Here is a 23,190-nt window from a genome sequence, read left to right on the forward strand (position 1 = left end):
CACCACAGAGAGTGGTCGCACCGCGCTTCCCTGTGGTGAGCAAGCTTGCTTGCGCCGGGCTGCGCAGCGGCCCCAAAGCCAGGCGGTGGGGTTTACCTGTTATTCGAACTTATCGATGCGCGTATCGGCGTAGAAAAACTCGTTCTTGTCCGTGCTCGATTCGTAGAAGTAGGCGTAATCGCTCAGGTAGTACAGATGTTCGACGCGGTTGTACTTATCGTCATCGGTGCGGCATGACAAGGCCTTGGCGTTCCCCAGCAGGTTGGGGTTGAGTTCGCGGGCCGGCAATTGGCGTTCGACGACGCAGCGGTTGGTCTGCACCTTGTTATAGCTGCCCACCAGGCTGTTGAGTGTCGAGCGGGTGGTCTGGTAGACCACGGTTTCGCCGACGGGCAGGGCTTTCCAATTGCCGGTCAAGCTCAACTGCGTCAAGGTCGAGCTTTCGGCCATGCCGGTGCCGCCGTACGTTGTCTTCGATACCAGCGAGACCAGGTTGCGCCAGCTCACCGACTGGGACTCATAGCCGTCGCCGCGATGGACGATCTGCAGTTGGCCACTGGCCTTGTCCTGGCTGATGAAGTGCTCGCTGGTGCTGTTGGACGTCTTGCCTTTGAGGGTCGATGTGCCGGTGAAGTGCACGTACTTCAAGGTGCGCGCGGGCTTGTCCTGGTTGAACGGCGCAAGCGCGGCCAGCACCTGGGGCTGCACCGACGACAGGGCGATGATCGCCGGCGCTTTCAGGCGCGGCTTGAAGGGCGCCAGCTTGGCGATTTTTTCGGGGTTGGCGCACACCGTGTTGAACAGCAATACATAGTCGGCGTCGCTGCCGGCGATGGGTTGTGGCGTCGGGAAACTGTCGACGCGGCCATCGCTCACGCGGTTGCGCACGTCCAGGTCGTAGCCGGCCAGTTCCTTGTACGTGCCGCTGGCGCAGGACACCGCAAAGTGCTGGCGTTTTTGCGCATAAGGCGCGTCATAGGGCAGGTCATTGAGCACCGTCGGGTTATCGAAGGCGGCCCAGAAACGGGTTTCACCCTGCACGGTCTTGAGGCTGGCGGCGTCGAGCAGCACCCAGTTATCGCGCGCATCGGTCTGGACCAGGCGCCAGTCCGGTGCTGGCGTTTCGGCACAGGCACGCACGAATGTCTGGTTGGCGGCCAACGCGGTGTACAGCGTGTCAGACAGTTTGCGCGCCTCGGTATAGCGCCCGGCCTTGAGCGGGTACACGCGCTGGGAGCCATCTAGGTACAGCAGGTGCAATTGCCTGGTCGAGCACGCCGCCTCGAACTGCATGGTGCGCCGCACGCCGCCGGTGGAGTCGGGCATCAGCAGCTCGAAACTGAGCAGGTCGCCTTCGCGCACGATGCTGTTTTCCACCAGCGGTTGGGCCAGCGTGTCGGCGAGCATCTGCTCGACCTTGCCGGACTGGGTGACACAACCGGACAGGCTGGCGATGCCACCGGCAAGCAATACAGAAGTTAAAACGCGCACATGAGCCTCATTGAGTCCATTCGGGGATGCCAGGGTGACGGCCGCCGGAGGTTGATCTTTAGATTTTTTTGCCAAGCTGGGGACTGTTCACCGCCGCTTCGATGACGGCGATGTCGATCTTGCCCATGCCCATCATCGCGTCGAAGGCGCGCTTGGCGGTGGCGGCGTCGGGATGGGTAATCGCCTGGGTCAACGCCCGCGGCGTGATCTGCCATGACACGCCCCACTTGTCCTTGCACCAACCGCAGGCACTGGCCTGGCCGCCGTTGTCGATGATCGCGTGCCAGTAACGATCCGTCTCGGCCTGGTCGTCAGTGGCCACCTGGAACGAAAATGCTTCGGTCTGCGGGAATATCGGCCCGCCGTTCAAGCCCAGGCACGGCAGGCCCATCACGCGGAATTCCACCGTCAGCACGTCGCCCTGCTTACCTGACGGGTAGTCGCCGGGCGCTTTGTGCACGGCGTCCACGCTGCTGTCTGGAAAGGTCTTGGCGTAAAAGCGCGCGGCGTCTTCGGCCGTGCCGTCGTACCAGAGGCAGACGGTATTTTTGCTGGGCATGATCGGTCTCCGCCGTGAAGGGGTGGACACAGTCTAGACCACGCGCTTTACGCCCGGCGGGCCATCAGCAACACGGACGCCGCCGCCGACAACAACCCTGCACAGCAGCGATTGAACCAGCGCTTGCCACGCGGCTCGGCAAACCAGCGACGCATATGCAGGCCCATAAAGGCGTAGAGGCAGATAGCGATCCATTCCAGCACCAGGAACATCGCGCCGAGCACGGCGAATTGCGGCGTGACGGGCTGATCGGGCACTACGAATTGCGGCAGGAAGGCGGTAAAGATCAGGATGGCTTTGGGGTTGCCCGCCGCCACCAGAAACTCCTGACGCGCCAGCGCCCACACGCCGACTTTGGCGGTCGCGGAGTCGGCCGGCGCCTCGGGATTGGCGCGCCATAGCTGCACCGCCAGATACAACAGATACGCCGCGCCGAGCAGCTTGATCGCGTAGAACAGCAGCTCCGAGGTTTGCAGCACCACTGCCAGGCCGGCCGAGGCCAGGGCGATCATCCCGGCGAACGCCAACAGGCGGCCGACGCCGGCCAGGCACGAGGTGCGATAGCCATAGCGCGTCGCGTTGCTGACCGACAGCAGGTTGTTCGGGCCGGGCGCCATGTTCAGCGCAAAGCAGGCGGGGAGGAAGAGGGCGAGGGTGGCGAGGTCCATGGCGGCTCCGGGTGCGGGTGAGCGGGGAGCGTCGAGCATAAGGTTGGGCGGGGCGGCAGGGCAATCTCTAGAGCTTCTCTCTGGCCACCACAGCGTTATGTTGTGTGTAAGGAGAAGCCGTATCTCACCTCTGCCAGGCTGGCACCACCCCGTTCAAGCGGGCGCCGACTGCCGGTTTCTTCTAGACACCCCACCCGCTGATAAAAACGCCGAGCCCGTTCGTTACCGCTCAGGACCCAAAGTGTCGCGCGCTTAAAGCCCTGTGCCTTCAGCGCCCGCACACCGGCGTTCCACAACGCCAGCCCGACGCCGGTGTGCCAATGGCTGGCGATGACATAGAGGGCTTCGATCTCACCCACATCGCCCCCGGTAAAATCTTCGTCACGGCTGGCGCCGACGCAGATCCAACCAATGACTTGCTCGTTCAGTTGTGCGACCCATACGCATGACTGCTCGGACTCAAGCGCGCGTCGCCAGTGTGTTTCACGGCGAGCCAGGGTTGCGTCCAGGGAGTCCAGGTAGTGGGCAGGCATCAGGTCACGATAGGCGTGCTGCCAGCTGCGGATATGCACCTGGGCGATCGCCGGGGCGTCGCAGGGGAGTGCTTTGCGAATCATTGATGGGCTCCTGGCGCTGGCGAGCCTCTTACTATGATGCCCATTGATGACGGAATAACGTCCGCTTGGAGCATGGTGATGTTGCTGGGAATTTTCCTACACGCAGAAAGGCTTTTTCATGCGCAAATAGAGCCCGATCGCACGCAGACTTGCACCGTCCAACCCAAGAGCCGCCGCCCATGTCCCGTTTACCGCTTCGCGTTCTGGTCCTCGAAGATCATGTTTTTCAGCGCTCCGTCGCTGTAAACCTCTTGCGTTCCCTCGGCTGTGATGAGGTGTTCGAAGCCAGCGATGGCTACGAGGCGTTAACGGTGCTGGATGCCGTCGGACGGGTGGATATTGCTCTGTGCGACCTGCAAATGGAGGGCATGGACGGGTTGGAGTTCTTGAAGCGGGTAGGTGTGTCAGGGCAGGTCAAGTCGATCATTATCAGCAGCTCGCTGCCCGCCGATCTGCGTCGGTCGATCCATCAGATCATCAAAATCCTAGGGCTGGATTTGCTCGGCGATGTAGGCAAACCGTTGCCGTGTGATGTGCTGCGGCAGTTGATCAACAGATACTTGAATTCATCGGTGAGTAAACAGGCGCGACCAGAAGTGTGGCTGGCCACCGAGGAGCAGGTGTGCACCGCCATCGCCGAGCAGCAGTTCCAGCCGTGGTATCAACCCAAATTCAATCTGCTGACCGGCGAGGTTTGCGGGGCGGAGATATTGTGCCGTTGGCAGCACCCGACATTGGGGGTAGTGACGCCGGCGTCCTTCATGCCGGTGCTGGAACGCCTGGAATTGATAGATACGCTGCTGTTCGCGCAACTCGATCAGGTGCTGAGCTTTCAACGTCGACTGCGCGAACTTGACCTCCAGATAAACACCGCCTTCAACTTGCACGCGTCGCAGTTGGCCAACCCTGCGTTAGTGGCGACCATCAAGGGCATCCTGCGTCTGCATGCCATACCCGCTTCGTGCCTGACCTTTGAGCTGACGGAAGTCGGGCTGCTGGAGGCTGCCGTGCCCAACCTGGAAAACCTGGTGCGCTTGCGCATGATGGGCTGCCGCTTGTCCATCGATGATTTCGGCGCCGGTTTTTCCTCGTTGCAGCGCCTGTGCCAGTTGCCCTTCAACGAGATCAAGCTTGATGGTGAGTTCATCCGCACGCTGGACGACGAGCCACGTTGCCGAGCGGTGATCTGTGGCACCCTGGCCCTCGGTCACGCTTTGGGCATGAACGTGGTGATCGAAGGCATCGAAACCCCGACGCAACGCGCGCAATTGTTGGCCCTGGGTGGTGAAGTGGGTCAGGGCTATCTGTACGCGCGGCCAATGAATGAAGCGAATTTTCTGCAATGGCTGCAACGGCAACCATCGCCATCCAACAATCTGTAGGAAAAGCCCTACACGGTTGCGGGCGTTTTCCTTCTCTGTTTGAGCCGGTCCCTGCCTAGGATGGCCTATCGCTTGTAAGCAAACGACCACTCCATTCATTGTGCGGGAACCGACTGCCATGACCATGCAACGCCTGCGGATACTGATCGCCGACAAACGTCACAGCCAACGGCTGCTGATCGAAAAACGCTTGAACCTGCTGGGCCAGTATCGCATCGCGCCGGTAGCGTCTTACCACGAACTTGACGTGCTGACCCAGGCCGATGCCTGGATCTTCGACCTGGTCATCGTCAATGCTTCCCTGGCGACCGAAGCCGGTGTGGACATGGCTGACTTTATCCGGCGCAGCCGCAATATTCGCAGCGCCTACATCTACGATCTGAACTCGCTGCCTACGACCAATACAGATTCTTCGTGCGCCCATTCGGCGCTGGCCATCTAGACACTGTTCGCTGCCAAGGGACTTGAGCCGATGGCTTATCCACGTGTGCTGGTTGTTGAGAACCCAGGTTTCAAGCGCAGTGCGCTGGTTAAGATGCTCCAGCGTCTGGGAGCGCGCGATCTGGTGCTGGCCGTGGATGGCGATCAGGCATTGATGCATTTACGGCAACAGGGCGCAGTGGATGTGGTGCTGTGTGACATCACCGGTCGCGATCGCCAGGGCCTGGAGTTTCTGGACAGAGTCAGTCAGCAAGGCCTGGCCGAAGCGCTGATTCTGGCGGTTGATACGCCGCCGGATATTCGCCGTGCACTGGGGCACATGCCGTCGTTCGGTGGCCTGGCGCTGATCGGCGTCTTCGACCGCCCGTTGAGCCTGCGTTCGTTACACAAAGTGCTGAGCCAGTACCGTCGACCCGCCGACGCTGGGAGCAGTGCCTCGCTCGCCAATATGGAGCAGCCCAGTGAGGCGGATCTGCGCCTGGGCCTGGCCCTGGGGGAATTTCGTGGTTGGTACCAACCCAAACGCGTCATGGACACCGGGCAATTGGCGGGCGCCGAAGTGCTGGTGCGCTGGGAACACCCGTCCAGAGGCGTGCTGTTGCCCCAGGTGTTTCTGGCGGGGATGGTGGCATACAACCTGATCGACGAGATGTTCAAGCAATTGTTCGACCAGGCCATGGGCCTGCTGCAGGGACTGCGCCTGCAGGGGATCGATCTGGAGCTGTCATTCAACCTGCACGCCTCGCAGCTCGACGGCCCGGCACTGGTCAAGCATATCCAGCGCACCTTGCTGTGGCATGAACTGCCCGGTGAGTCCTTCACCTTCGAACTGGCCGAAAACGGCCTGTTGGCCCTGAAACCCGCCACCCAGGAAAACCTGGTGTGCCTGCGCATGCTCGGCTGTTCCTTGGCGGTGGATGACTTCGGCATGGGGTTTTCGTCGTTGAAGATGCTCGGTCAACTACCGTTCAACCAGCTCAAACTGGACGGTTCGGTGATCCACGACCTGGTCAACCCCGGCAGCCGCGCCGTAGTGGCGGGCGCGCTGGCCTTGACCCGTGCGTTGCACATGGAACTGGTGATCGAAGGGGTCAGCAGCCAGACCATGCAGGACACATTGACGGCCATGGGCTGCCGCATCGGCCAGGGTTACCACCTGGCATTGCCGATGAATGCGGGTGTTTTCCTGCGATGGTTGGAGACGCTGCCGGCACCGGTTTTAAAGAAAGTTTAGGTTCTTCAGAAAAGCGACGATACTTCCTACAGCTTATGGCGACTTGGCTGTCGGCTGTGCGATAAGGTTTGCCGCGTTCAACCTGCACGCTTGCGCATTCCTGTCGTACCCATGGCCAGTTTTAGTGATGCCTTACAGGGGTTCAAATGAACACAGCATTAGTGGTGGATGACCACCCCTTCATTCGTTCTTCGGTCTGCATGCTGCTCAAGCAGGAAGGTTATGGCGAGGTCTGGGAAGCCGACAATGGCGCCGACGCCGTGCAGCTGGCACGCGAGCACGCCCCGGATGTGATCATCCTCGACATTGCCATGCCCAAGCTCGACGGCCTGGAAGTGATCAATCGTATCTGCGCACTGGAGCTGCCCAGCAAGATTCTAGTGCTCACGTCTCAGTCGCCGCTGTTCTATTCCAATCGCTGCATGAAAGCCGGCGCTGCGGCCTATATCTCCAAGACCCACGGCCTGGATGAGTTGGTCAAGGCAATCAAGGCGGTGATGGGCGGCTACACGTTTTTCCCGGACCTGCCTAACAGCTCGGTGCGGCGTAAAGACACCGACGCCACCGACCTGGACTTGATCCAGAGCCTGTCCAACCGTGAGTTGACGATTTTGCAGCAACTTTCCATCGGCTTGACCAATAAGGAAATCGGCGACGGGTTGCTGTTGAGTGCCAAAACGGTGAGCACTTACAAAACTCGGCTGATCGAAAAGCTCAACGTGAAATCGGTGGTGTACCTCGCCGATTTCGCCAAGCGCAATAACCTGATCTAGATGCGCTCATTACTGCGCAGCTGGCTGGTAGTGGTGCTGGCACCGTTTCTGTTGATGGCGGCACGGGCCGATCAGGAACCGATGGTGTTGAAGGTACTCGGCCGTTCCGACGTCAAGGATTACCAGGTCCAGCTCAATGAGCAGGAATGGCGGTTGCTGCGTCAGAAGGGCAGCCTGGTGCTGGGGACCTCCGCGCCGGACTTTCCCCCCCTCGGCATCAGCGTCAGCGGCCGCGACTATGAAGGTCTCACCGCCGACTATGCGCAGTTGATCGCGCAATTGCTGCACACCCCGGTGGTGGTCCATCGTTACCCTTCGCGAACCGAGGCATTGACGGCGCTCAAAGAGGGCCGGGTGGATATGGTCGGCGGCGCCAACGGGTACGAGGCGCAGGATGCAGCGCTGCTGATGTCCAGCGCCTATGCCGACGACCAACCGGTGTTGGTCACCCGTGAGGGCGAGGCCCCGGTGCTGAGCGATGACCTCGCCGGCATGAAGGTGGCGATGCTGGACAATTACCTGCCGCCCAAGGCTGTGGAGGATTACTACCCGAAGGCTGATATCCGCCTGTACACCTCGGCGCTCAGCGCGCTCGGTGCCGTGGCGTTCGGCCAGGCCGATGTGTACTTGGGCGATGCGATTACCTCCAACTACCTGATCAGCAAAAATTACCTCAATAATGTGCAGCTGGCGGACTTCTCGCGCATGGAAGTTCAGCCGTTCGCGTTCGCCTTCGCGCCGCATAATGCCGCCCTGGTGCAGGTGGTCGACAAGGCTCTGGCGGCAATTCCGACCAACGAACGCATGGCGATCCTGCGTCGCTGGGGGGCGGGAGGGACTTCGGTATTGGGTAAACAGAAACTCGACTTGAGCCGTAACGAGTACGCCTGGTTAAAAAAACATCCGCGCATCAAGGTCGCCATTAACGAGAACTTCCTGCCGTTTACTTTTCTGGATGAGCACGGGCGTTTTCGTGGTATCAGCGCCGATGTGCTGGCCAAGATCAGCCTGCGCACCGGGCTCAAGTTCGATGTGGTGCACCTTGACTCGGTTAACGACCTGGTCAGCCAGGTGGCTACGGGCAAGGCTGACATGCTCGCCGCTTTCACCCCCAGCTCCGAGCGCGAAGGCGAGCTGCGCTTCACCCGGCCTTACTTGACCGTGCCGTTTGTGCTGGTAACGCCGGCGGGCGATGGTGCGCCGCGCATCCTGGATGAGATGGCCGGCAAGCGCTTGGCGGTGATCAGCGGTAATCTGTTGCAGCAATACGTGCACGACACCTTTCCCGAGGTGCGCACGGTCACCGCCGAAAGCTCGCTGGACGCCATGGAAATGGTCGCCCAGGGCCGCGCCGATGGCGCGATCAATTCGTTGGTCAGCGCGCGCTACTTGATCTCGCGGCAATACCGCGACCGTTTACAGATCGGCAGCACCGTCGGCACCGAGCCAGCCCGCGTGGCATTCGCCACCGACCGGGGTGCGTTGGAACTCTATTCGATCCTTGAAAAGGGCCTGCTCAGCATCAGCCCCGAAGAGATGGGTGAACTGAGCGACAACTGGCGCGGTGAATTGCTGACTGACGACAGCTACTGGATGCGTCATCGCAGCGCGATTATCCAAGGCTTCGTGTTTGCCAGTGTCCTGCTGCTGCTGGCCATCGCCTGGATCGCGTACTTACGTCGCCAGGTGCGGCGCCGCGAACTGGCGGAGCTGGCGCTGAATGACCAGATGGAATTCATGCGGGTGTTGATCGACGGCACACCCAACCCGATTTATGTGCGCGACCGTCAGGGGCGGCTGGTGATCTGCAACGCCGGTTACCTGCAAGTCTTCAATGTCGAGCGTGACACGGTGATCGGTAGAACCCTGATCGATGGCGGCCTGGGGGGCATCGGCGAAGCCGCCGACTATCACCGCGATTACCTGGAGGCGATGGAGAAGGGTACTTCCCAGGCCCATGATCGACCATTGACCATGCCCGACGGGCGTGTGCTGACGATTTATCACTGGATCCTGCCGTACCGCGGCCACGACGGTGAAGTGGCCGGGATGATCGCCGGCTGGATTGATGTCAGCGAGCGTCAGCACTTATTGGCGCAGTTGCAAAGCGCCAAGCAGAGCGCCGACGATGCGAACCGCGCCAAGACCATCTTCCTGGCGACCATGAGTCACGAAATCCGCACGCCGATGAACGCGGTGATCGGCATGCTGGAAATGGCCTTGAAAAAAGCCGACCAGGGCGTGATGGATCGCTTCGCTATCGAGGTGGCCTCAGGCGCGGCCCGCGGTCTGCTGGACCTGATCGGCGACATCCTCGACATCGCGCGCATTGAGTCCGGGCGTCTGTCGCTGGCCCCGGAGCGCGCCAACCTGCGCGAACTGCTTGAGTCGGTGGTGCGGGTGTTCGATGGCGTGGCACGGCAGAAACATCTACGCCTGGTGCTGGAGCTGGATGCCGGCACCTATTGCGATGTGCTGATCGACCCGATGCGCTTTAAACAGGTGGTGTCCAACCTGCTGAGCAACGCGATCAAGTTCACCGAGAGCGGCCAGGTGCGATTGAGCGTGCGGGTCAATGGCAGCGCCGAACATGAGCGCCTGGGTATCACCCTTGAGGTCGAGGACACCGGCTGCGGCATTTCCGAGGCCGATCAGCGACGCCTGTTCGCACCGTTCAGCCAGGCCAATTCCAACAACCAGTCGCTGCACGGCGGCTCCGGCCTGGGTCTGGTGATCAGCCGCACGTTGTGCGAAATGATGGGCGGTGAACTGCAGTTGCACAGCGTGGTGGGGCGGGGCACGCAGGTGGTGGTGCAGTTGAACCTGACGGTGATGGCACCGCTGACTGAAGTCGCACCACCCGCGCTGGAGGTCCAGGCGCCTGGGCGGCCGCTGAATATTCTGGTTATCGATGATTACCCGGCCAACCGCCTGCTGTTGATTCAGCAGCTGAGCTACCTGGGCCACCGGGTCGAGGACGCCGAGGATGGCGCCCATGGGCTGCGCAGTTGGCTGTCGCGCCCGTTTGATGTAGTGATCACCGACTGCAACATGCCGATCATGAACGGCTACGAACTGGCCCGCGCGATCCGTGACGATGAGCGCAGCCGTGAGCTGGCTCCGTGCCTGATTCTTGGCTTCACGGCCAATGCCCAGGCCGAGGAAAAAGATCGCTGCCTGGCTGCGGGTATGGATGACTGTTTGTTCAAGCCCATCAGCCTCAAGCACCTCAGCGCACGGCTGGCCTCTGTCGCACCGCAGCTGCCGCAGCTGCCGCCGCTGGAAGAACAGCCGCCGTCACGGCGTGATGACGCTCCGGACAGTATCGAGATGACCAGCCTGCGCCAACTGACGCGAGGCGACGCCGCGTCCATCAGTCGCCTGCTCAACGACCTGATGCTCAGCAATGACAAAGACATGGCGCGCCTGATGCTGCTGTTTTCCCAGCACGATCTGCCGGGCTTGGCCGACCTGGCGCACCGCGTCAAGGGCGGCGCGCGGATTATCCACGCCGAGGAACTGATCCGTTGCTGCGAAGCCCTGGAAGTGGCCTGTGACAGCCCTGATGCCGCGACACTGCCCGAAGCCGTCGACCTGTTGCTGGGCGCGATGGAACGTTTGAAAGAACGGCTTGAGCCGCATCTTTAAACGGTGTTCTCTGCGATAAACCCCAGCCGTCCGGTTTGGGGCCGCTGCGCGCCCCGCGCAAACAAGCTTGCTCGCTTCAGCGCAAGGTTTCGTCAATCTGGGTGAGCTGATCGCGATTGAATTGTCCTGCGGAAAATTCCTACATCTCGAAGAGAAAACCCCTACGAGAGCGGTAAGTCCCATCGCGCATTATTCTCCTCGGAGCAACATTGCTCAGGCCTCTTTACTAAGTCAGTACGGCATCACTGTTTCGAAAGCTGGTTGAACATTAAAGCGTTATGGGGATAACCAGCGCGATGGAGTTGTTCGGCTTCAGTCGTCGATTCAGCACTTGTGCTTAAAATAAGTGAAGTTGCCACTACCGATAAGGTTGCGAAGCCAGGCCAACTGGTCCGATCACTTACTTTCTCTGAGAAACATTAAATGAAAAAGATTGTCGCTGTTACCGCCGCTACCGTAGTTATGAGCCTTGCTTCTTTCGCCAACGCGGCGTCTTCACCAACCGGCAACCCAGGTGTTATACGTTTTACCGGTGAAATCGTTTCCGGCGCATGCGGCATTGATGCCAACTCCCTGGACCAGACCGTGCCATTGGGCCAGGTGCCTTCCAACCGGTTCAAGAAAATTGCCGACCGCTCGGAGCCGAAAGGCTTCGACATCGTCCTGACCGATTGTGATACCACGACTTACAAGAACGCCCGTTTCACCTTCACTGGCACCACTGATCCAACTGTTCCGGCCCTGTTCGCCACCACCGGTTTGGCTCAGAACGTCGGTATCCGCCTGCAGAGCAGTGCCGGCGAACTGCTGGAAAACGGCAAGGAGCAGGTTGCTCCGACCTTGCTGCAGAACGGTAACAACACAGTGAGTTTCGCTGCCATGTACGAAGCCACCGCCGCTTCCGTAACCACCGGTGAAGCAGACAGCGTCGCCAACTTCACCGTTGCTTACAACTGATTCAACGGTTTAAGCAGCTCTGGATAAAAGGGGTGAAAGCCCCTTTTTTCTTGCCTGCCAAAACATATTGATAGGGTACTTTCCGTGTACTGCCGCAAACTTATCGTGATCTATTTATTAACTTCCGCTGCGCAGTATTCCTATGCCGTGGAGTTCAATAACGAGTTTCTGAATATCGACAATAATGACGATATCAGCCTCGGTCAGTTCACGCGTGCGCAATACACAGTGCCTGGCACTTACTTGTTGGACACCAGTGTCAACCAGCGTTATTTCGGCACCCGTTCCGTTGAATTCAAAGCCGATGCCAGCGGGCAGGAAAGTTATGCCTGCCTGCCCGAAGCATGGGTGGCCACGTTTGGCCTCAAGCCGGCTGTGTTCAAAGGTCTACCGCGCCTGGCCGACGGCCAGTGTGTCGACCTCAGCGGCATCGAAGGGGCCAGCGTCAAATACCAGAAAAACCTCGCGCGCCTGGCGATCAGCCTGCCTCAGGCTGCATTCGAGTATGACGATCCCACTTACATCCCGCCTGCCGCCTGGAGCGATGGCCTCGATGGGGCGATGCTCGATTACCGCGTGATCGCCAACAACCGGCAGACCTGGGGTGCGGGCGGCTCGGGAAGTTCGCGCTCGTTGCAAAGCTACGGTACCGCCGGGGTGAATATCGACGCCTGGCGCCTGCGCGCCGACTACCAGGCCCAGCAAGAGTCGACAACCCAGGACCGTGGCGAGCGAGAGAAGGCGTTCCAGCTCAACCGCCTGTATGCCTACCGCGCGCTGCCGTCGATTCGCTCGAAATTGTCGGTGGGCGAGGATTACCTGAACTCCGACGTGTTCGACACCTTTGCCCTGCGCGGCGTCAGCCTGAGCAGTGACGACCGCATGCTGCCGCCGAGTCTGCGTGGCTATGCGCCGTTGATCAATGGGGTGGCGCGCACCAATGCGCGGGTCACGGTGTCGCAACAGGGTCGTGTGCTGTATTCGACCACGGTCACTCCTGGCGCCTTCACGATTCAGGACCTGGGCAGCAGCGCCCAGGGCACACTGGACGTGACCGTGCGCGAGGAAGACGGCACCGAGCAAACCTTCAGCGTCAGCACGGCCGCCGTGCCGTTCCTGGCCCGTGCCGGCGAGTTGCGCTACAAGGTGAGCGCTGGTGAGCCCCGCCAAAACGGCAGCGGCAGTATCGAGCCTGGTTTCGTCGCCTCGGAAGTGGCCTATGGCTTGCCTTTGGATTGGACGGTCTATGGCGGCGTGTTGGCGGCTACCGACTACCTGTCGAACGCAGTCGGCGTGGGCAAGGACCTCGGTGCGTTGGGCGCGCTGTCCGCCGATGTCACCACCTCGCGTGCCAAGCTGCGCTGGAGTGGCGAAAAAGTGGTGGGCAACTCGTACCGCATCAACTATTCCAAGCACTTCGACAGCCTGGGTACCGACCTGCGCTTTCTGGGCTACCGGTTTTCCGACCGTACCTTTACCAACTTTTCGCAGTTTGTGGGCGACCCGGACGCCTATGCGTCCAATGCCAGCAAACAGCGCTATTCGGTGATGCTCTCCAAGCGATTCTCGGGGCTGTCGACCACCCTTTCCTACGACCACTCCACCTACTGGAACGCCTCGCCGACCGAACGCTTCGGGCTGACGCTGGCGCGCAGTTTCTCGGTGGGTAACGTCAGGAACGTCAACGTCAACCTGTCGGCGTACCAATCCCAGAGCAGTCGGCGCTACGACTCGCAGATCTACCTGGGCGTGACCGTGCCCCTGGGCGGCAATTCGACCATCTCCAGCAGCATGCAGCGCTCCAGCAGCGGCGGGGCGTCGAGCAGTGTCGGCTACAGCCACGACGATGGTGATGGCCTGAACTATCAGGTGTACGGCGGCGTGGGCGATAACCGCTACGTCAACGCCTATGTGGGCAAGCGTACGTCGACGTACCGCGCCAACGCGTCGGTGTCCACCGACGGCAGCACCTACAGCTCGGTCACCGGTGAAATCGACAGTTCGTTGATCGCCACCCGCTATGGCGTATCGGCCCACGGTAACGGCATCAACGGTGACACGCGGCTGCTGGTGTCCACCAATGGTGTGCCGGACGTGGCGCTGACCGGTCAGGTCCATTCGAACAAAAACGGTTATGCCGTACTGGATGGTGTGCCGTCGTTCCAGGGCTACGACGCGCGCATCAACATGGAAAAACTGCCGCTCAACACCGAGGTTTCCAACCCTGTGCAGCGGCTGGCGTTGACCGAGGGTGCGATCGGCTACGTCGACTTCGCCGCGCGCCAGGGCCTTAACGCCTACATCGTGCTGACCCGCTCCGACGGCCGCCCGGTGCCCTTCGGCGCCTCGGTGCAGGACGCGCAGAACAACCGTGAGCTGGGCATCGTAGGGGAGGGCGGTGTGACCTATCTGCTGGGGATCAGCGCCGACATCCGCCTGGTCGTGCGCTGGAACGACACCGAGCACTGTGCAGTGGGCAAGCTGCCCACGGACCAAGCCCTCACCGATATTCCCAAGCCTGTGCAATGCCTTTGAATCGCGCGCCATAGCGGCGCGAACCTGAACTTTTTGGAGAAACACCATGCACCCTACTTCCTTTGTAAACGCACACCGCCTGTTTACCCGCCTGGTCCTGGCCATGCTCGCCAGCGCGCCTTTACTGGCCAATGCCGCCGTGGTCCCCGACCGTACCCGCCTGGTGTTTGAGGAAAGCGCTCCCTCGGTGAGCGTGACCCTGAGCAACAAGAACCCGCAACTGCCGTTCGTGGTGCAATCCTGGATCGAGAACGAAGCGGGGCAGAAGGTCACCGCGCCGTTCATGGTGCTGCCACCGTTGCAGCGGATGGAGGCCAACGAGAGCAGCATCCTGCGCATCGTCAAGCTGCCGGAGCTGGGGTTGCCGAAGGATCGCGAATCGGTGTTCTACCTCAATGTGCGCGAGATTCCGCCGAAGACCGAGGTGGTGAACGCGATGCAGATCGCCTTACAGTCCAAGATCAAGCTGTTTTACCGCCCGGCGGTGGTCAAGCGCGAGCGTGGCGAAGATCTGGCCTTGCGTTTGAACGTGAAGATCGACAGCGCCGGCAAGCAACTGCTGCTGGACAACCCTTCGCCGTTCCATATCACCGTGGTCGGTCTGTTGACGGGAGAGGAAAAAACCTCGGTGCCGCTGCCTGCGACCATGATCGCGCCGTTTTCCGGTGCACGCTTTGCCTTGGCGAATACGAGCTTCAAGACGCTGCGCATCTCCAACATGAATGACTTCGGCGGGCAGTCAGACACGTTGTTCAAATGCGCCGGAGAAACCTGCACCGGGGTCAAACCATGACGCTTGGCAAACTGTGCCTGGCCGCATTGCTGCTGTTGTGCGCCCAGGTCAGTTGGGGAATGCAGTGCACGTCGCTGAGCGATGGCAGCTACCTGACGGATTATATCGGCCCGGTTTCGGTGCCGGACACGGTGCCCGATGGCACCATCATCTGGCGCTCCAAGACCCATGTGATTTCTGCCAAGTGCTGGAAGAAATTCGATATTCACTACGCTGAAAACGACCCGATCTATTTTTACGGTAACCCCGCAGGCCTCGACGCTACGCCATGGGGCATCGAGTTCGGCCTGGTGTACAGGCAGGTGACGGCCTGGGACGGTGACTGGAGTGCCAACCCCACACAAGGTGTGGACAGCGGGTTTGTTTCCCCTGGTTGCCCGGATGCACACAGCGCCGAAGACATGCTGGCGTGTTCCCTGGTTAACCCGACCATTGCGTTCCAGGTGGTCATCCGCAAGCGCGGCTTGCTGCCGTTGCAACGGCCATCCCAGGACACCTACGACGTATTCCAGTTCGACGGTTTATACGGCCTTAACGGTGGGCCGAGTAACCCGTTCGGCAACTTTCGGTTCCAGCTCAGTGGCTTGCAGAACATCGTCGGCACGGCCTGCACGGTGGACGTTAAAGTTACGCCGGAACCGGGCATCGTCGACTTCGGCGCGGTCGGCAAGTCGTCCACAGGCTTCTCGCCGCCGCGTCCGACCAAACCTTTGAGCCTGGCACTGGAAAAGAAATGCAGCAGCGCGCTCAACATCGGTGCGACGTTCCTGAGCAACAGCGTGCAAGGCGACTACATCCTGCCAGCCAGCGACAGCCAGTTCGGCATCGAGATCCGCGATGCGCGCAACAACCAGGTGCCGATCAACGAACCATTTCCCCTGGCCAACTTCGCGGCGGACGTCAGCCATATCGACGTGCCGTTCAACGCGACCCTGGTGCCCTTGGGTGACCCCAAAGTCGGGCCGTTCGACGCGGTGATGGTGGTGCAGATCGTTTACTACTGAGCCCCGTTGCCGGGGCGGCGATTCAGAGAGGGGCTTATGCTCAAAGCAATAGTGGCGGACGATCATCCGTGCATTCGCGCGTCGGTGCGGATGGTGCTGCAACAGCAGCAGTTCAACGTGGTCGCCGAGGCCGACAACGGCGCCGACGCGGTGCAACTGGCGCGCGAGCATCGGCCCGACCTGATGGTGCTGGACATTACCCTGGCACGTCTCGACGGCCTGGAAGTGATCGCCCGCGTGCGCGCCCTGGGCCTGTCATGCAAATTTCTGGTGCTGACCTCGCAGTCGGCGCTGTTCTATTCCATGCGCAGCATGCGCGCCGGCGCCGCCGGGTTTATCTCCAAGGCCGACGACCTCAACTACCTGGTCAAGGCAGTGCGGGCAGCGATGGACGGCTACACCTTCTTTCCCAACCTGGGCATGCATTCGGTGGCGCGCAGCGAAGTGCAGAGCCAGGACCTGAAGCTGATCCATAGCCTCACCGATCGAGAACTGGCCATCCTGCAGCAGTTGGCAATGGGCTTGAGCAACCCGGAAATCGCCGCGTCCATGCTGCTGAGCATCAAGACCGTGAGCAACTACAAAACCCGTTTGATCGTGAAGCTGAAGGTCAAGTCGGTGGTGTGCCTGGCCGCCTTCGCGCGGCGCAATGAGCTGGTCTGAAGCGTGTTGCCCTTTAAATAGCACTAGGAAAATTCCTACAAGCGTGCGGCATTAGTCCTACGTGGAAAGGGTACCCCCCTCCAGATAATGAGCCCCGTTGAGACGCACAACACACCGCCCGGGCGGCAATGCGATCACGACGAATCGAAGCACTCACGCTTCCCCACATCTCTCTTATCTGGAATATGAAAATGAACAAGTTTGCTCTCAAAGGTTTGGTCGCTGCTCTGGTTCTGGCTGCTGGTTCTCAGGCTGCCATGGCCGCTGACGGCGAAATCAACTTCGTCGGCAGTGTGACCGACAACACGTGCCCGGTAGTGGTCAGCGACCTGAACGGTTCGGCCGGCGCCGGCGACGTGTCTCTGGGCAGCGTCCCTGCCAGCTCCCTGGCAACTGCCGGTGCCGTGGCTGGTGGTGGCGCGTTCACCCTGACCATCGACACTACCGCCCCAGGCTGCAGCGTCACTGGCAAGAAAGCGGTGGTCAAGTTCTTGTCCCTGAGCGGCACCGCCGGCGCCAGCGGCCAATGGATTGGCATCACCCCGGACGCCGGACACGCCAGCAATGTCGCTGTACAGATCAAAGATAAAGACGGCAACGACGTGCAACTGGGGCTGGGCTCCGCTCCGTACCTGGACCTGACCCAACCGCTGCGCTTTACAGCCAACTACATCGCCACCGGCACGGCGACCTCCGGCCCGGCCAACGCCAAGGCTGCGTTCACCGTCGACTACCAGTAAGTCGGCCGATGGACAGCCGCGAGACGCGCGGCTGTCGTCCCACACGCCTCGGGGCCTGGCCCCGGGCGGCAGGAGGATGAATCAGATGCACGCTCTATCCCTTTTTTCCAAGCGGTTGCCCCTGGCAGCCGTAGTACTGGGCAGTGTGTTGTTGAGCACTGCCGGCCAGGCCGGCGTGATGCTCGGCGGCACCCGTATCGTGTTCGACGGCAACAAGCGCGACGCTTCGATCATGGTCAGCAACACCACCGCGCAACCTTATGCGGTGCAGACCTGGATCAACACCGCGGCCGACGACAACACCACCACCACACCGTTCGTGGCCACGCCGCCGCTGTTCCGCCTGGACCCGCGCAAAGAGCAAATGGTGCGCATCCAGAAGGTGCCAGGCGCGCTGCCGCAAGACCGTGAGTCGGTGTTCTATTTCAACGCCCAGGAAATCCCGGTGGCCGGCAAAGGCAATGAAAACACCCTGAAAGTGGCCATGCGTACTCGCATCAAACTGTTCTATCGCCCGGCCAAGTTGCCCGGCTCGGCCTACGACGCGCCCAACGCCTTGCGCTGGAGCCTGGTGCAGGACAACGGCAAGACCGCGTTGCAAGTGAACAACCCCAGCGCTTATCACGTGTCGTTTATCGCGGTGAAAGTCAGCGCGGGTCCACAGCAAGTGGAAGTGGTGGAGCCGAAGATGGTTGCGCCAATGAGCACCCAGCGTTTTGCGCTGCCGGGCTTTAAAGGCAACAACGGTGAAGTGATGTTCAGCTTCATCAACGACTTTGGCGGGTACGCCGAACCGCTGACCGCCCCGCTGGGCAACATGCCTTAACGCCGCACTTTCGCCCTTTTTTTAATCTGCTCGCCGCTGTGACTTCGCGGGGGCTGCTTGTCGAGTATCGTTATGCGAAGCGCCACCTTCACCACGCCACGTTCGTCGATTCCATCGGTGCCATTGCCATTGTGTGTTGCCGTCCTCAGTGCGCTGCTGGGCAGCGTGGCACAGGCCGACAGTGGCGATAAATTCGATTCCGGCTTTATGCAAAGTTTCGGCGGCGCCAACGCCGGGCCTAACCTCGACCTGGATGCCATCGCCAATAACGGCACAATCGGCCCAGGGACTTACCCGGTGCTGGTGCGTTTGAACCAGAGCTTTTTCGACCGTCGGGACATGACGTTCGCCAAAGACGCGGCCAGCGGTGACGTTAAAGCGTGCCTGTCCGAAGCCTTCCTCAAGGACCTGGGAATCAAGCTCGAGGCCTTCGTGAAGCCGGGCGAGGCGCTGCCGGACTGCGTGGATTTGCCCAGCCTGATCGAAGGTGCCTCGGTGAGCTTCGACGCCCATCGCCTGGCCCTGGACATCAGTGTGCCGCAGATTGCCCTGCGCCGCGACGCCGCCGGTTACGTGGCGCCGCAGGATTGGGACCGTGGCATCAATGCCGCGATGCTCAACTACCAGTTTTCGGCGGCTCAGACCCAAAGCGATGCCCAGGGCCACGGCAGCCAATACAGTCTGTACGCCAACGGTGGTTTCAACCTGGGCGACTGGCGTTTTCGCTCAAGCTCTTCGTTCCGCCAGGACAACCATGGCCAACGCTCCTGGCAGCGCAGCAACACCTATGCGCAACGTGACCTCACTGCGATCAAGGGCACCTTGACCCTGGGCGAAAGCTTCACCCCGGGCGATGTGTTCGACACCATCCCGTTTCGCGGCGCACAGATTGCATCCGACATGGGCATGCTGCCCGACTCGATGCAAGGTTACGCCCCGGTGATCCGTGGCATTGCCGACACCCAGGCCAAGGTCGAGGTGCGCCAGAACGGCTATTCGCTTTACACCACCTACGTGGCGCCGGGTGCGTTCGAAATCGACGATCTGAACGCCGCCAGTGGCAGCGGTGATCTGGAAATCATCATCACCGAAGCCGACGGCCGTGAGCGCCGCTTCACCCAGCCATATGCCACCTTGGGCAACATGCTGCGTGAGAAGACGTGGCGCTACAGCGCCACCGTGGGCGAGTACAACGACTCATCCGGCGGTGCCCGCCCGGCTTTCGTGCAGGGCTCGCTGGCCTACGGGCTGCCATTTGACCTGACTTTATACGGCGGCCTGCTCGGTGCGGATTTCTATCGTGCCGGCGTGGTGGGCGTAGGCAAGAGCCTGGGCAGCCTCGGCGCGGTGTCGCTGGACGTGACCCAGGCGCAGACCGACATCCCTCAGGGCCTTTCAACCAAAGGCACGAGCGAGAAGGGCCGCAGTGTCGGTGTGCGCTACGGCAAGGCGTTCGAGACCGGTACGTCGGTACGCTTCGCCGGTTATCGCTATTCCACCGAGGGTTATCAGGACTTCAGTGACGCGGTGGCGCTGCAGCAGCCCAACGAATACGGCGGTATCAGCAAGCGCACCAAAGTCGAGGCCAGTATCAACCAGGCCCTGGACAGCTACGGCTCGCTGTATTTGAACGTGAGCCAACAGAATTATTGGGGTTCCAGCCGCACCGATAAACAGATGCAGTTGGGGTTCAACACTCAGCACAAAGGCGTGACCTACGGCGTCTACGCCAGTAAGACCCTGACCGACTCGTTCGGCGAGAGCAACCAAGTGGTGTTCACCGTGTCGATGCCGTTCGGGCAAACCCGCAACACCGGCAGCTACAGCGTCACCCGCAACACCGACGGCACGTTCGACCAGCGCGCCGGGCTCAGTGGTCGCGACGGCAACCTCAACTACTCGGTCGACGCCAATCACGGCGAAACCCGCGGCAGCACTGGCTCGGTATTGCTCGGTTACCGCGCGCCGTTCGCCCAGTTGGGCGCCGGCGTCAGCGTTGGGCAGGGCTACAAGCAGACGTCGGTGAGCGCCAGCGGTTCGGTACTCGGCCATGCCGATGGCATCGAGTTCGGCCAGACCCTGGGCGAAACCGTGGCGCTGGTGGAGGTCAAGGACACGCCGAATGTGGGCCTGCTCAACGCGCCGGGCACCGTCACCAACAAAAAGGGCTATGCCCTGGTGCCGTATGTCACACCGTACCGCAAGAACCGTATCGCCGTGGACACCAGCGCGGTGGACACCAATGTCGACATTGCCGAGGGCGTGAGTAACGTGACGCCGCGTCGCGGCGCGGTGGTCAAGACCACCTTCGCCGCCAGCCGCTCGGAAAAAGTCCTGCTCAACGTGCGCCTGCAAGACGGCTCGCTGCTGCCGTTCGGCACCACTGTGATGGATGACACCGACGGTGTGGCCGGCGTGGTCGGGCAGGGCGGGCAAGTGCTGCTGTCGGTGGGCGACGGCAAGACTTACACCATGAAATGGGGCGAGCAAGCCGCGCAACGTTGCGCGATCCGCCTGGATATCAGTCAGGCACCGGTCACCGATGGCTATCGGGTGATGGATGCTGTGTGTGGAGTACCAAGCAAATGAAGATTTCTAACGCGAAAAAGGCCGGGGCAAAGCGCCTCGGTGGGTTCAAAACATTGACGTCGCTGCTGGCGTTGGGTGTGGCGCAGGTGCTGTTTGGGGAGTCGGCGTGGGCGGAGTGCTTCGATAAAAAACCGACGGTCAACACATACGATTTCGGCGATGCCTATATTCCTCAGGATGCTCCGCTGGGCTCCGCAGTCGGCCCCGGCATTGTCGACACTTGGCTATCGCTGGGCTGTCCGACCCAGCCGCTCACGGTAGAGGCCGTCATGTTGCTGCCTAAGGCACCAACCATGGCGGCGGTGGCCGCGGGCAATTCAATCAAAGGTGCGATTTACGAAACCAATATCCCCGGCCTTGGTGTGGCCGTAAGGACCGTCGCCAAACCTGCGTTCTTATGTCTGGCGACTAGCAGCGAGAGTTTTCCTTGGGTTTATACCGATTGCAATTCGGGTGGCTACACTTACAACTTTCACAACAACGCCTATCTGGTAAAAACCGGACCTATCGCGCCGGGGCGCCACGATTTGAATAACCTGCAAATTTACCGCATTGACCTCAACGATACCGGCACGCCGCTGGAGTGGGTCAAAGGCTTTATCAACGGCAGCGTGACGGTCGCAGGCTGCAGCCTGCCCCAAGCCACCGGCAACATCATCGAAGTGCCGATGCGGTCCTGGGAAAAACGTGTATTCAACGGCAAAGGGACGTTCACCGATACCCAGCCGTTTGGCATCACCTTGAACAGCTGCCTGGCGGGCACCTACGCCAACAACCCCAGCTGGAACTACTTCAAGGGCAATAACGCCAATATCCGTCTGGATGGCGCCAAAGGCTCGACGATCATTAACGCTGATGGGGGCATCCTCGGCCTGAACTCCTCCTCCACCGCCAAGGGCGTGGCGGTGCAGGTACTCAAGCAGGACGGCACCCCGTTGCCCTTGGGCGTGGACGTCCCGGTGGCGCAGGTGCAGGACGGGGTGACCAATCTGCAATTCGGTGCGCGCTACATCCAGACCAGCACCGCTGCCACCGGCCCGCAGCCAGGGGCAGCGAATGCCACGGCAAATTTCACCATCACCTATAAGTAGTTCTGTGACAGGGAGTCGATCATGCAGAAGTGCCTATTCAATAGCGGCCGGGCCGGTGCAGGCGAAAGTGGCATTTACCATCGAGTATCAGTGAGTCGACGAAGGCGCTATGCAGGCTTCTTTGACCGTCGCCCGGCAGTTGGACTGTGACGTCCCTATCAGTACTGCAACGTCCGCGTACTTATCACCCCACCTGGGACGCGGTTCAGGGTATCGTGCCGCCAACTTAACGAAGGGACGCGACGTTTCGATGAAGAATAAAATGGTTACCTATGCCGCTGCAGCGGTGGGTTTGGTCGTGGTGGTGTCTCTGGCCACCAGTTGGTTCACGGTTGATGAGACCGAGCGGGGTGTGCTGTTGCGTAACGGTGCGATGATAGGCGTGGTGGAGCCGGGCCTGTCGTTCAAGCTGCCGTTCATTGAGTCGGTGCGGTTTATCAGCATTCAAAGCCAGGCTACCCAGTACGCCAACCTCCAGGCGTACAGCAAGGACCAGCAGACCGCCAAGTTGCAGGTCTCGGTTTCCTGGCACATTCCTACCAGCGATGTCGCCAAGGTGTACACCAGTTACAAGGACTTGGATGGCGTGCGTGACCGCCTGATCGCCCGTCAGGTGCCGACCCAGGTGGAAAACGTGTTCGGCCAGTACAACGCGGTGTCGGCGGTGCAGAATCGTGGCAAGTTTGTCGCGGATGTGACCAAGGCCATCCGCGATTCGGTGGTTGGGCCAGTGGTGATCGACAGCGTACAGATCGAAAACATCGACTTCAGCGATGACTACGAGCGTTCGATTGCCTTGCGCATGAAGGCCGAAGTGGAAGTCAAAACTCGCGAGCAAATGCTGCAGACCGAGCAGGTGCAGGCGCAGATCCGGGTGACCCAGGCCCAAGCCGAGGCCGACTCGCAATTGGCCCAGGCCAAGGCGGATGCCGAGTCCACGCGCTTGCGCGGCAACGCCGAAGCCGACGCGATCCAGGCCCGCGCCAAGGCCCTGGCCAGCAACCAGAACCTGATCGAGCTGACCAAGGCCGAGCGCTGGAACGGCGTACTGCCGACCACCATGTTGCCAAACAGTACGGTGCCGTTTATCGATGCCAAGCAGGTCGATCGATAACGTTTTGAATGTGGGAGGGGGCTTGCCCCCGATGGTGGCCTGACAGCCGACCAGTCTCACGACTC

At 60.8% G+C, this 23,190-nt stretch carries 19 protein-coding genes; 15 read left to right on the plus strand and 4 right to left on the minus strand.

All coding sequences use genetic code 11. From position 1 onward, the window contains the following. Positions 1 to 99: 99 nt before the first annotated feature. The 4 genes from QRN10_RS23330 to QRN10_RS23345 all read right to left on the minus strand — a co-directional run bounded on the left by QRN10_RS23330 (position 100) and on the right by QRN10_RS23345 (position 3,335). Complete coding sequence (locus tag QRN10_RS23330) at positions 100 to 1,491, minus strand: hypothetical protein (RefSeq protein WP_181077861.1); 1,392 nt, start codon at positions 1,489 to 1,491, stop codon at positions 100 to 102. 58 nt (positions 1,492 to 1,549) lie between these two features. Further along, positions 1,550 to 2,050 carry a VOC family protein gene (locus tag QRN10_RS23335; RefSeq protein ID WP_285429252.1) on the minus strand — a complete coding sequence of 167 codons (501 nt, stop codon included), beginning with the start codon at positions 2,048 to 2,050 and terminating at the stop codon, positions 1,550 to 1,552. A gap of 47 nt (positions 2,051 to 2,097) precedes the next feature. Further along, the gene (locus QRN10_RS23340; protein ID WP_253507913.1) at positions 2,098 to 2,718 is read right to left on the minus strand and encodes a LysE family translocator; all 621 of its coding nucleotides are present in this window, start codon (positions 2,716 to 2,718) and stop codon (positions 2,098 to 2,100) included. 95 nt (positions 2,719 to 2,813) lie between these two features. Further along, positions 2,814 to 3,335, minus strand: a complete 522-nt coding sequence (locus tag QRN10_RS23345; protein ID WP_285429253.1) for a GNAT family N-acetyltransferase — start codon at positions 3,333 to 3,335, stop codon at positions 2,814 to 2,816. Between the two features lie 179 nt (positions 3,336 to 3,514). Between QRN10_RS23345 and QRN10_RS23350 the strand changes: the two genes are divergently transcribed. The 15 genes from QRN10_RS23350 (at position 3,515) to QRN10_RS23420 (ending at position 23,125) form a co-directional block, all read left to right on the plus strand. Beyond that, a complete protein-coding gene (locus tag QRN10_RS23350; RefSeq protein WP_285429254.1) occupies positions 3,515 to 4,717 on the plus strand; it encodes an EAL domain-containing response regulator in 1,203 nt (400 codons plus the stop codon). A 118-nt stretch (positions 4,718 to 4,835) separates the two neighbouring features. After that, complete coding sequence (locus QRN10_RS23355; RefSeq protein WP_181077852.1) at positions 4,836 to 5,159, plus strand: ANTAR domain-containing protein; 324 nt, start codon at positions 4,836 to 4,838, stop codon at positions 5,157 to 5,159. Between the two features lie 30 nt (positions 5,160 to 5,189). Beyond that, complete coding sequence (locus QRN10_RS23360) at positions 5,190 to 6,392, plus strand: EAL domain-containing response regulator (protein WP_285429255.1); 1,203 nt, start codon at positions 5,190 to 5,192, stop codon at positions 6,390 to 6,392. A gap of 146 nt (positions 6,393 to 6,538) precedes the next feature. After that, on the plus strand, positions 6,539 to 7,165 hold the full coding sequence (locus QRN10_RS23365) for a response regulator transcription factor (protein WP_181077848.1): 627 nt from the start codon (positions 6,539 to 6,541) through the stop codon (positions 7,163 to 7,165). Further along, positions 7,166 to 10,813, plus strand: a complete 3,648-nt coding sequence (locus QRN10_RS23370) for a transporter substrate-binding domain-containing protein (protein ID WP_285429256.1) — start codon at positions 7,166 to 7,168, stop codon at positions 10,811 to 10,813. 423 nt (positions 10,814 to 11,236) lie between these two features. Beyond that, positions 11,237 to 11,770, plus strand: a complete 534-nt coding sequence (locus QRN10_RS23375) for a fimbrial protein (RefSeq protein ID WP_253507904.1) — start codon at positions 11,237 to 11,239, stop codon at positions 11,768 to 11,770. A gap of 105 nt (positions 11,771 to 11,875) precedes the next feature. Further along, positions 11,876 to 14,305 carry a fimbria/pilus outer membrane usher protein gene (locus QRN10_RS23380; RefSeq protein WP_285429257.1) on the plus strand — a complete coding sequence of 810 codons (2,430 nt, stop codon included), beginning with the start codon at positions 11,876 to 11,878 and terminating at the stop codon, positions 14,303 to 14,305. Between the two features lie 46 nt (positions 14,306 to 14,351). Beyond that, positions 14,352 to 15,098 (plus strand): fimbrial biogenesis chaperone, encoded by a 747-nt coding sequence (locus QRN10_RS23385; protein WP_181077842.1) that lies wholly within the window; start codon positions 14,352 to 14,354, stop codon positions 15,096 to 15,098. Further along, on the plus strand, positions 15,095 to 16,102 hold the full coding sequence (locus QRN10_RS23390) for a fimbrial protein (RefSeq protein WP_253507900.1): 1,008 nt from the start codon (positions 15,095 to 15,097) through the stop codon (positions 16,100 to 16,102). The genes QRN10_RS23385 and QRN10_RS23390 overlap by 4 nt, the downstream gene beginning before the upstream one ends. A 36-nt stretch (positions 16,103 to 16,138) precedes the next feature. Further along, on the plus strand, positions 16,139 to 16,765 hold the full coding sequence (locus QRN10_RS23395) for a response regulator transcription factor (RefSeq protein WP_181077840.1): 627 nt from the start codon (positions 16,139 to 16,141) through the stop codon (positions 16,763 to 16,765). A gap of 191 nt (positions 16,766 to 16,956) precedes the next feature. Next, complete coding sequence (locus QRN10_RS23400) at positions 16,957 to 17,505, plus strand: fimbrial protein (protein ID WP_253507898.1); 549 nt, start codon at positions 16,957 to 16,959, stop codon at positions 17,503 to 17,505. A gap of 85 nt (positions 17,506 to 17,590) precedes the next feature. Continuing rightward, positions 17,591 to 18,331 carry a fimbrial biogenesis chaperone gene (locus tag QRN10_RS23405; RefSeq protein WP_181077838.1) on the plus strand — a complete coding sequence of 247 codons (741 nt, stop codon included), beginning with the start codon at positions 17,591 to 17,593 and terminating at the stop codon, positions 18,329 to 18,331. Positions 18,332 to 18,403: 72 nt separating this feature from the next. After that, positions 18,404 to 20,920 (plus strand): fimbria/pilus outer membrane usher protein, encoded by a 2,517-nt coding sequence (locus tag QRN10_RS23410; RefSeq protein ID WP_285429258.1) that lies wholly within the window; start codon positions 18,404 to 18,406, stop codon positions 20,918 to 20,920. Then, on the plus strand, positions 20,917 to 22,011 hold the full coding sequence (locus QRN10_RS23415) for a fimbrial protein (protein WP_181077836.1): 1,095 nt from the start codon (positions 20,917 to 20,919) through the stop codon (positions 22,009 to 22,011). The genes QRN10_RS23410 and QRN10_RS23415 overlap by 4 nt, the downstream gene beginning before the upstream one ends. Before the next feature lie 262 nt (positions 22,012 to 22,273). Then, on the plus strand, positions 22,274 to 23,125 hold the full coding sequence (locus tag QRN10_RS23420; RefSeq protein ID WP_375139324.1) for a prohibitin family protein: 852 nt from the start codon (positions 22,274 to 22,276) through the stop codon (positions 23,123 to 23,125). The last annotated feature ends 65 nt before the right edge of the window (positions 23,126 to 23,190 follow it).

This window comes from Pseudomonas sp. lyk4-R2A-8 (assembly GCF_030209095.1).
Taxonomy (GTDB): domain Bacteria; phylum Pseudomonadota; class Gammaproteobacteria; order Pseudomonadales; family Pseudomonadaceae; genus Aquipseudomonas; species Aquipseudomonas quebecensis.